Raw genomic sequence first — 9317 nt, 5'->3', positions numbered from 1 at the left:
CCGGCTTTAGCCGGGAGGGCAATTGACGCATTCGCGACTCAAGTCGCTCCTACGGCCGATTCGCGGGCAAGCCTCGCTCCTACGGGTCCGACGTGTCCATCGAATGCAGTTCGTTGAGCGAGGCTTGCTGTAGGACCGGCTTTAGCCGGGAAGGCAATTGGCGCCTTCGCGACTAAAGTCGCTCCTACGGCCGATTCGCGGGCAAGTCGGAACACCGCCCGCTCGCTCCAACGGGAGTGGCGTTAGTCACGCGACGCAGAGATCGCTACGTTCAAACCAACACATCAGCCGTAGTCGGAACGATCAATATCCCCGCACGCAAGCCGTTCTTGACCTTGGGATTGGGGAAGATGATGCGCGCACCCTCTTCCTCGACGATCCAGCGCGAGTCGGCCAGATCTTCGGCCAGCACGTAGCCTTTATCCAGTTCGGAAAAGTTTTCCACGTCGACCGGCAAATGCAGCCGGAACGCATCGCTGTGCTTGATGATTTCCCGCGCCACGCTGAACAGCTGCAAACCCTCCAGACTTTCTTCGTCCTCGGTTTCGCTGCCATCGATGATCTGCACCAGCCGCGTATGCAACGGCCTGATGTTGACCTGTTGGTTCTGTCCGAATGGCCGGGCTTTGCCCAACTCCAGCGTGAAAGACTCGGCACCGAGTTTGTCATACGTATAAGAGCTGAACACGATGGACGGCTTGTTCTGCAACAGTACCGCTTCCATGCCCGCTGCGCGCAGCCGCGCCAGCTCACGACGGGAATGCTGGCGACCTTCCTTCCACGGGTACAACGCGAATTGCTCGATCTTCGAGCCACGAATCGCGGTGTGCAGGTCGTAATGCAGGCGATAGCGGTCCGGCAGGCTGAAAAAGCTATCGGCCAGACGCTCCAGCTCGCAAGCACGCAGCGCTTCCGGGCCGCCGCTGAGTTCGTGACGGCCGTTGAACAGCCGGTTGACGTCCTGTTCGACGTAGCGATCGCCACGACGAATCGCTTCGGGATTGCCAAACAGGAAAAGAATTCTTGCGCGCGGCTTGAGTTCATTGCGCGCAATGCTGTGGATCAGTTCATCCAGCAGCTCGATGGGCGCGGTTTCATTGCCGTGGATACCGGCGGATAACAACAGGTCAGTGCCGTTATCCAGATCCCGCGGCGGCCGAACTTCCAGCGCCCCTTCGCTCAGCCAGCGCAAGCGCACGCCGCCGACAGTCGTTTGAGTCTTTTCCGCTGGTTCACGTCCAGCCAGGGTCAGTTCAAGCAGTTTGCCGAGGGCGAGCATTGGCGGTGTTCCTTAGTGATCGTGATTGCAGTCCGGACCGTGGACGTGTTCTTCGTCGTCGCCAACCTCGGCCGGTTCCATTTCCAGTTGCAGGCTGACCAGGTTGGTGGCCAATGGACGCAGCAACAGGTTGGCGTATTCGGCATCGCCTTCTTCGACATCAACGCCGATCAGCAACTGGCCACGGCCGTCGTGCTGAATCCACAACTCCTTGCCCTGCCACATGACCGCGACGCGGGTGCAGGACGTTTCCAGCTGGGTGCCATCGGTGTCTTCAAGGATCAACTGCAAGGTGTCGCTCATAATCGAAATCTCTATAGAGAGGAAAAATCCGGCGCCCGATGCCTTGCATCAGACGCGCCTCGGGATCAAACACGTTGAAAAGGATAGACCGAGCCCAGTTTAAGGATTTGGGTCAATTCATCCAGTGCCGCGCGACATTCAAGCAACAGTTGCGGGTCGGCCAGATCGGTTTCGCGCATGCGATCGCGATAATGCTTATCGACCCACTCCGTCAGCGTGGCGTACAACGGCGCCGTCATGATAACCCCTGGGTTGACCGCCGCCAGCTCGGTTTCGTTGAGCGCGACGCGCAAACGCAGGCAAGCCGGGCCGCCGCCGTTCTGCATGCTTTGCTTGAGATCGAAGACTTTCACTTCCGCCACCGGGTTCGCACCGGCAATCAGGCCTTGTAAATAACGCCAGACACGCTCGTTGCCGCGACACTCTTCCGGCACGATTAACAGCATCGAGCCATCGGCGCGAGAGAGAAGCTGACTGTTAAATAGATAGGAGCGAACTGCGTCCTCGACCGTCACTTCGGCGCGGGGCACGCAAATCGCACGCAGCTGGCCACCGCAAGCGGCCAGCTTTTCCTGTAACTCGGCGAGCATGCTTTCGGTGTGGATGAACGCATCCTCGTGATAGAACAACACCTCGCCATTGCCGACTGCGATCACATCGTTATGGAACACGCCCTGATCGATGACCGACGGATTCTGCTGGCCATAGACGACTCCGCTGTCGCTCAAGCCATGCAGGCGCGCCACGGCTTGCGAAGCTTCCAGCGTCTGACGGGCCGGGTATTTCTGCGGTGCGGGATAACGGGTATCGAACGCGCTGCGGCCGAACACAAAGAACTCGACCCCGGCTTCGCCATAATCGCGGCACAGGCGGGTGTGGTTGGCCGCACCTTCGTCGCCAAATTGCGCAACCGCAGGCAGGGCTGCGTGATGGGCAAAGTGTTGCTGATTGGCGAACATCGCCCCGAGCACGCGGCTCGTCGTGGGGTGTTCGATGCTGCGGTGATATTTGCAATTGAGGTTGGCGGCGGTGAAATGCACACGGCCATCGGCCGTGTCCGCGCTCGGGCTGACCGTTGCGGCGTTGGCGACCCACATGCTCGATGCGGAGCAGCTGGCGACCAGCAAGGGCATGGCCTGCTTCGCGGCTTGCTCGATCACCTGCGCATCGGTGCCGCTGAAACCCAGCCTGCGCAGGCCGGCAACATCCGGGCGCTCCTGCGGAGCCAGTACGCCTTGGGTAAAGCCCATCTCCATCAGCGCTTTCATTTTCGCCAGGCCCTGCAACGCCGCTTCGCGCGGGTTCGAGGACTGCTGGCTGTTGCTCTGGGACGCGACGTTGCCGTAGGACAGTCCACCGTAGTTGTGGGTCGGCCCTACAAGGCCGTCAAAATTGACTTCACAGGATTTCATCGGCACGGCTCCGTGGATCTTTTTTTATAGGCGTCAGGTCGGCACATCAGGAAAGCCGCACGCCCGGCGTCAGGGTTGCAGGCAAGGTCAGGCTGCTGCTTTCCAGCGAAGCCACCGGATAGGCGCAATAATCGGCCGCGTAATAGGCGCTGGCACGATGATTACCCGAGGCGCCGACGCCGCCAAACGGTGCGCTGCTCGCTGCGCCGGTCAATTGTTTGTTCCAGTTGACGATCCCCGCCCGGCTTTGCAGCCAGAACTGTTTGTAACGGATTTCTGAATCGGACAATAAACCTGCGGCCAATCCATATTGGGTGTCGTTGGCTTCGGCGATGGCCGCGTCGAAATCCGCGTAGCGGCTGACTTGCAGCAGTGGCCCGAACAACTCCTCGTCAAGACGATCGCTGACTTCGGTGACTTCAAGAATCCCCGGTGTCAGCAAGGCTGCCGAACTCTGCGGCTGGGTCATTTCCAGCAAGGCAACAGCGCCATTGGCCAGCAGTTGTTCCTGCGCAGCCAGCAATGCCTGGGCGGCATGCAGGGAAATTACCGAACCCATGAACGGCGCGGGCTGTTGGTCGAAGGCACCGACTTCAATCGTGCGCGTCACTTCAACCAAACGCTCGATAAACGCGTCGCCCCACTTGCCTTGAGGCACCAGCAAACGACGGGCGCAGGTGCAGCGTTGACCCGCCGAAATGAATGCCGACTGGATAACGGTGTACACCGCCGCTTCAACATCGGCGACCTGATCCACCACCAGCGGGTTATTGCCGCCCATTTCCAGGGCCAGAATCTTGTCCGGGCGCCCGGCGAATTGTTGATGCAGCGCGTTGCCGGTGCGGCTGGAGCCGGTGAAGAACAAACCGTCGATGCCGGAATTGGCCGCTAGCGCGATACCGGTTTCACGGCCGCCCTGCAGCAGATTCAGCACGCCCGCAGGCAAGCCGGCTTCGATCCAGCATTTGACGGTCAACTCGGCGACTTTCGGCGTCAGCTCGCTGGGTTTGAACAATACGCTGTTGCCCGCCAGCAAGGCCGGAACGATATGGCCGTTGGGCAAATGGCCAGGAAAGTTGTAAGGCCCGAACACCGCGACCACGCCGTGGGGTTTGTGGCGCAGCACGGCAGTGGCGTCGCCCAGCGGGCCGCTCTTCTCGCCGGTCCGCTCACGGTAGCTCTGCACCGAAATCGCGATCTTGTTGACCATGCTGGTCACTTCGGTCGCCGATTCCCACAGCGGCTTGCCGGTTTCTTCGCCAATGCACTGGGCCAAAGCGTCGGCGTTGCTTTTCAGGCTGGCGGCGAACGCTTCCAGCACGCTGATGCGCTCATCCAGCGAACGACTGGCCCAGGCCGGAAACGCCTGACGCGCCGCGCGCACCGCGACGTCCACCTGCGCGGCCGACGCGCCTTGCCCGGACCACAGCACGTGCTGGGTCACCGGATTGAGAGATTCGAATGCTTCGCCCTGCCCGGCCTGCCAGGCGCCAGCGATATACAGTGTGCTCATCAGATTGCCTCCCGGGCTGCGGACAACGGCACGGCGCGGACTTGATCCCCGGCGCTGAGGCGCAGGCGCTTTGCCGTCATCGGGTCGACCACCAATGTGCCAGCAGCCAGACGCGCTGCGGCCGCGGTGATGCGACAGCCTTCACGTTTGCGGTTGTGGATAAGAAATGGCGTCGCATCGTCACCCGGAGTGCCGATGGCCAGCACCAGCGCCTGGCTGTCGCGCACGGCGCGGATTTTCGCGGTCTCGCACTCGATGGCCGGACCCGCATCGAAAATATCGACGTAACCCTGATAGCTGAAGCCTTCGCTCTTGAGCATGGCCAGCGCCGGTTCGGTATCTGCATGCACGCGGCCAATAATGTTGCGCGCGTCTTCAGAGAGGAAGCAGGTGTACAGCGGGAACTTGGGCATCAATTCAGCGATGAAAGCCTTGTTGCCCACGCCGGTCAGGTAATCGGCCTGGCTGAATTCCATCTTGAAGAAGTGCCGACCCAGGCTCTCCCAGAACGGCGAGTGACCTTCTTCGTCGGACATGCCGCGCATCTCGGCAATGATCTTCTTGCCGAACAACTGCGGGAACTCCGCGATAAACAGCATGCGGGCCTTGGCCAGCAAACGGCCATTGAGGCCGGTGCGCGAATCGCTGCGCAGAAACAGCGAGCACAGCTCGGAGTTGCCGGTGAGGTCATTGGCCAGGAACAAGGTCGGAATTTCCCGATAGATGTTCAGTTCCTGGGAAGCGCTGACCGTCAGACCGACCCGATAGTTGTACCAGGGCTCGCGCAGGCCGACCGCACCGGCAATCGCCGAAATGCCGACGACTCGCCCGTCGTCGTCTTCGAGCACGAACAGGTAATCGGCATCGCCACGCTCGGCTTCGCCACGGAAGGTTTTTTCCGCCCAGCCGACCCGGTGCGCCAGGCGTTCTTCATTGGCGGGCAAGGTCGTCAGGCCTGCGCCTGTGCTGCGCGCCAACTCGATCAGCGCCGGCAGGTCACTGCTGCTTACGGGACGAACGATCATGCTATCTCCTCAGCGCGGACTCCCCGAAGGAGCCCGCGAAACTCGCTAAACCTGCAATCCAGAATCAATCGGCTGTCTCAGACTGCCACGATGCGCACGCTGGCGCCTTCACCGACGCCCAGGGCTTCGGCGGATTCCAGACTCAACAACACCGGTTTGCCGGGCGCCCAGTCCAGTTCCAGCAAGACAGCGCGGTAATCCTGCAACAGGCCGTTTGCCACCAGATACAGCCGGCCGCCGGTGCCCGCGTCAGTGGACTTGTTCTGGTCGACTTTGACTGGAACCAGTCGGCTCTGGGCGATGGAGCGAATCCCCGACACTCGCGCATGCAGGGTTGGCCCGCCGTCGAAGATGTCGATGTAATGATCGGTTTCGAAGCCCTCACGCATCAGGATGTCGAAGGTGATTTGCGCCCGTGGATGCACCTGGCCCATGGCTTCCTGGGCGGCGTCCGGCAGCAGCGGCACGTAGATCGGATAATGCGGCATCAGCTCGGCGAGGAAGGTCCGGCTTTTCAGGCCACACAGGCGCTCGGCGGCGGCGTAGTTCAGGTCGAAAAAGTTACGGCCGATGGCGTCCCAGAAAGGCGAGTCACCGTTTTCATCGCTGTAGCCGACGATCTCGGTCACCACCGAATCGGCGAAGCGCTCCGGATGGTTGGCAACGAACAACAGGCGGCCACGGGAATTAAGCTCCGACCATGCGCTGCCCACCAGTTCCGGAACCACATAGAAGCTGGTCAGCAAACTGTTGCCAGTCAGGTCATGGCATTGGGAAAGCACGTGAATCTTGTTGTGGATCTTCAGTTCGCGGGAAGCGTGAACGAAGGTCTCGTTGCGAAAGCTGTAGAAAGGTTCGGAATAGCCCGCCGAGGCGACAATACCCGAGCAGCCGACCAGCCGTCCGGTTTCGCTGTCTTCAAGGACGAAGAAGTAGCTTTCCTCACCATTGAAGCTGACTTCTGCGGAGAACGACGCTTCGGAAGCGCTGATCTTGTCGCTGAGACGGCCAGCATCGTCGGGCAGGGACGTGACACCGATCGGGCTGTCGGCGGCGAGGCGTTGAACCTCGGCCAGATCAGCCATTTGCGCGGGGCGCATCACGAGCATGGTGCCACTCCTTACCAGAAAAAACGGCCGGACACTTCCGGCACAGAAAAAAAGCGCCCTGTGAATCGCAGTCCACACGGCACCAGAAAAATGCCCGACGCCCGCTCAAGGGGCGAGCGTCGGGGAGTGTTGCGCTGCAGCAGCCGTTATCAGGCTTGCGTCAGTTTGGCGACAGCACGCTCGAAGCGGTCCAACCCTTCGTCGATGTCGGCATCTTCAATCACCAGGCTTGGCGCGAAACGCATCACATCGGGACCGGCCTGCAGCACCATGACGCCTTCATGCTCGGCGGCATTGAAGAAGTCCTTGGCCTTGCCCTTCCACGCGTCGGTCAACACGCAACCGATCAGCAGACCCAGGCCGCGCACTTGGCTGAACACGCCGTATTTCTCGCCGATCTGCTCAAGGCGCGCCTTGAATTTCTCGTGCCTGGCTTTGACGCCGTCGCGCACTTCCTGAGTATGGACAACGTCCATCACTGCATTGCCGACCGCGCAGGCTAGCGGGTTGCCACCATAGGTAGTGCCGTGGACGCCGACCGAGAGGTGCTTGGCGAGTTTTTCCGTGGTCAGCATGGCCGCCATCGGGAAACCGCCGCCGAGGCTCTTGGCGCTGGAAAGAATGTCCGGGGTCACGCCGTAATGCATGTAGGCAAACAGGTGGCCGCTACGGCCCATGCCGCTCTGCACTTCGTCGAAAACCAACAGCGCATTGTGCTCGTCGCATAGCTGACGGGCGCCTTGCAGGAATTCCAGATCAGCCGGCATCACGCCGCCTTCACCCTGGATCGGCTCCAGAACCACTGCGCAGGTTTTGTCGGTAACAGCGGCTTTCAATGCATCCAGGTCGTTGTACGGGATATGGCTGATGCCGGTGATCTTCGGACCAAAACCGTCGGAATACTTGGGCTGACCGCCGACACTGACCGTGAACAGCGTGCGACCGTGGAAGCTGTTCAGCGCAGCGACGATTTCGTACTTTTCCGGGCCATACAAATCGTGGGAAACACGACGCGCCAGCTTGAAGGCGGCTTCGTTGGCTTCGGCACCGGAGTTACAGAAGAACACGCGCTCGGCGAAGGTGGCGTCCACCAGCTTCTTCGCCAGGCGCAGCGCCGGCTCGTTGGTGAACACGTTGGAAACGTGCCACAGCTGATTGCCCTGCTCGGTCAAGGCACCGACCAGCGCCGGATGGCAGTGGCCCAATACGTTGACGGCGATTCCGCCGGAGAAATCGACCAGCTCACGGCCCGATTGGTCCCAGACGCGGGAACCCGCGCCACGCACGGGAATAAATCCGGCTGGAGCGTAATTGGGGACCATTACCTGGTCAAAGTCGGCGCGGTTCACCGCAGCTTGCTCAACGGACATCGGAGTCTCCTGAAGAGGAACGCCTGCCTGAAACTGGCGAGCGATGGGGGGATTGTAAGGACTGATTTCCATTCGGCCTTGTCGCCAGGCGACAACTTGTTACAGCACAAAACCGAGAATTTCGGTGGCTTTCGGCAATGCGACATATAGGTTCGCAAAGGCGCAGTTTAAACGTTGACCCACTGTAATTGCAGATACAGATGTTTTGATTTCCGAAGCAGGTCTGTAGGACAGGCTTTAGCCGGCAGGAGGCTTTCGCGGCTGAAGCCGCTCCTACGAATCGGTGCGGGCACGCTTCACCCGCGCTCGGCAGGCACCGAGGACAATTCGAACGGGCTGCTGCTGCGGCGCTGGTTGCGGTCTTCCCTGGGCGTGGCGCCGAAGAAGTTGCGGTAGGCGCTGGAAAAATGCGGACCGGAGGAGAAGCCGCAGGACAGGCCGATCTGGATGATCGACTTGCTGGTCTGCATCAGCATCTGCCGGGCCTTGTTGAGGCGCAGCTCCAGATAATACTGGCTCGGAACCCGATTCAGATATTGCTTGAAAATGCGTTCCAGCTGGCGGCGCGAAACGCATACGTGCTGAGCGATTTCATCGGTGGTCAGCGGCTCTTCGATATTGGCTTCCATCAACAGCACAGCCTGGGTCAGCTTGGGGTGGCTGGAACCCAGACGGTTCTGCAACGGGATACGCTGGCGCTCGCCACCTTCGCGAATCCGCTCGACCACCAGCTCTTCGGAAACCGCACCGGCCAGCTCCGCGCCATGATCACGGGCCAATACCGCCAGCAGCAGATCAAGCACTGACATGCCGCCGCAAGCCGTCAGGCGATCGCGATCCCAGTCAAACAAGTGGCTGGTGGCTATGACCTTGGGAAACCGCTCACTGAAATCATCCTGCCAGCGCCAGTGCACGGCAGCGCGATAACCATCCAGCAAACCCAATTGCGCCAGCGGATAAACCCCCGCCGACAAGCCGCCGATGACACAACCGGAACGCACCAGCTGCTTGACCGCACTACTCAGCGCCTGGGGCATCGGCGCCGGCGGCTCGTCTGCCAGCAGAAACAGCTTTTGCAGGCCGTCGAGGCGACCGGCCCAGGGTTCGCCGGGCAATTGCCAGGCGCCTTCGGTCGGCGCCTCCGCTTGCAGGAAGGTCAATTCATAAAGCACTTCGGGATGGACGCGCTGCGCCACACGCAAGGCTTCCTCGGCCAGCGCCAGAGTCAAGGCTTTGGTGCTGGGCCAGATGAGAAAACCGATTCGATGGGCAGTCATGGCGTGCAGTCCGGAACGTATCGCTGTTG

Annotated in this window: 8 protein-coding genes; all 8 read right to left on the bottom strand. The window is 60.8% G+C overall.

Going from position 1 to position 9317, the window contains the following annotated elements; all coding sequences use genetic code 11:
- Positions 1–271: 271 nt before the first annotated feature.
- Positions 272–1279 carry a succinylglutamate desuccinylase gene (astE, locus tag AFK24_RS20525; protein WP_065834965.1) on the bottom strand — a complete coding sequence of 336 codons (1008 nt, stop codon included), beginning with the start codon at positions 1277–1279 and terminating at the stop codon, positions 272–274.
- Positions 1280–1291: 12 nt separating this feature from the next.
- Positions 1292–1582: a hypothetical protein gene (locus tag AFK24_RS20520; protein ID WP_020290528.1), complete on the bottom strand. Its 291-nt coding sequence runs from the start codon at positions 1580–1582 to the stop codon at positions 1292–1294.
- Between the two features lie 65 nt (positions 1583–1647).
- Positions 1648–2994: an N-succinylarginine dihydrolase gene (gene astB / locus AFK24_RS20515; RefSeq protein ID WP_065834964.1), complete on the bottom strand. Its 1347-nt coding sequence runs from the start codon at positions 2992–2994 to the stop codon at positions 1648–1650.
- 46 nt (positions 2995–3040) lie between these two features.
- Positions 3041–4510, bottom strand: a complete 1470-nt coding sequence (astD, locus tag AFK24_RS20510) for a succinylglutamate-semialdehyde dehydrogenase (RefSeq protein ID WP_170826373.1) — start codon at positions 4508–4510, stop codon at positions 3041–3043.
- A complete protein-coding gene (gene astA, locus AFK24_RS20505; protein WP_065834962.1) occupies positions 4507–5532 on the bottom strand; it encodes an arginine N-succinyltransferase in 1026 nt (341 codons plus the stop codon). Before astA ends, astD begins: the two co-directional genes overlap by 4 nt.
- 77 nt (positions 5533–5609) lie before the next feature.
- The gene (gene aruF / locus AFK24_RS20500) at positions 5610–6641 is read right to left on the bottom strand and encodes an arginine/ornithine succinyltransferase subunit alpha (protein WP_065834961.1); all 1032 of its coding nucleotides are present in this window, start codon (positions 6639–6641) and stop codon (positions 5610–5612) included.
- A gap of 149 nt (positions 6642–6790) precedes the next feature.
- Positions 6791–8011, bottom strand: coding sequence for an aspartate aminotransferase family protein (locus AFK24_RS20495; protein WP_065834960.1), 1221 nt, complete (start codon positions 8009–8011; stop codon positions 6791–6793).
- A 296-nt stretch (positions 8012–8307) separates the two neighbouring features.
- Positions 8308–9288 carry a transcriptional regulator ArgR gene (gene argR / locus AFK24_RS20490; protein ID WP_065834959.1) on the bottom strand — a complete coding sequence of 327 codons (981 nt, stop codon included), beginning with the start codon at positions 9286–9288 and terminating at the stop codon, positions 8308–8310.
- Positions 9289–9317: the final 29 nt, after the last annotated feature.

It is taken from the genome of Pseudomonas syringae, assembly GCF_001698815.1.
GTDB classification, from domain to species: Bacteria; Pseudomonadota; Gammaproteobacteria; order Pseudomonadales; family Pseudomonadaceae; genus Aquipseudomonas; species Aquipseudomonas syringae_A.
The sequence above is the reverse complement of the archived record's forward strand: the minus strand, read 5'-3'. Positions and strand labels throughout refer to the sequence as shown.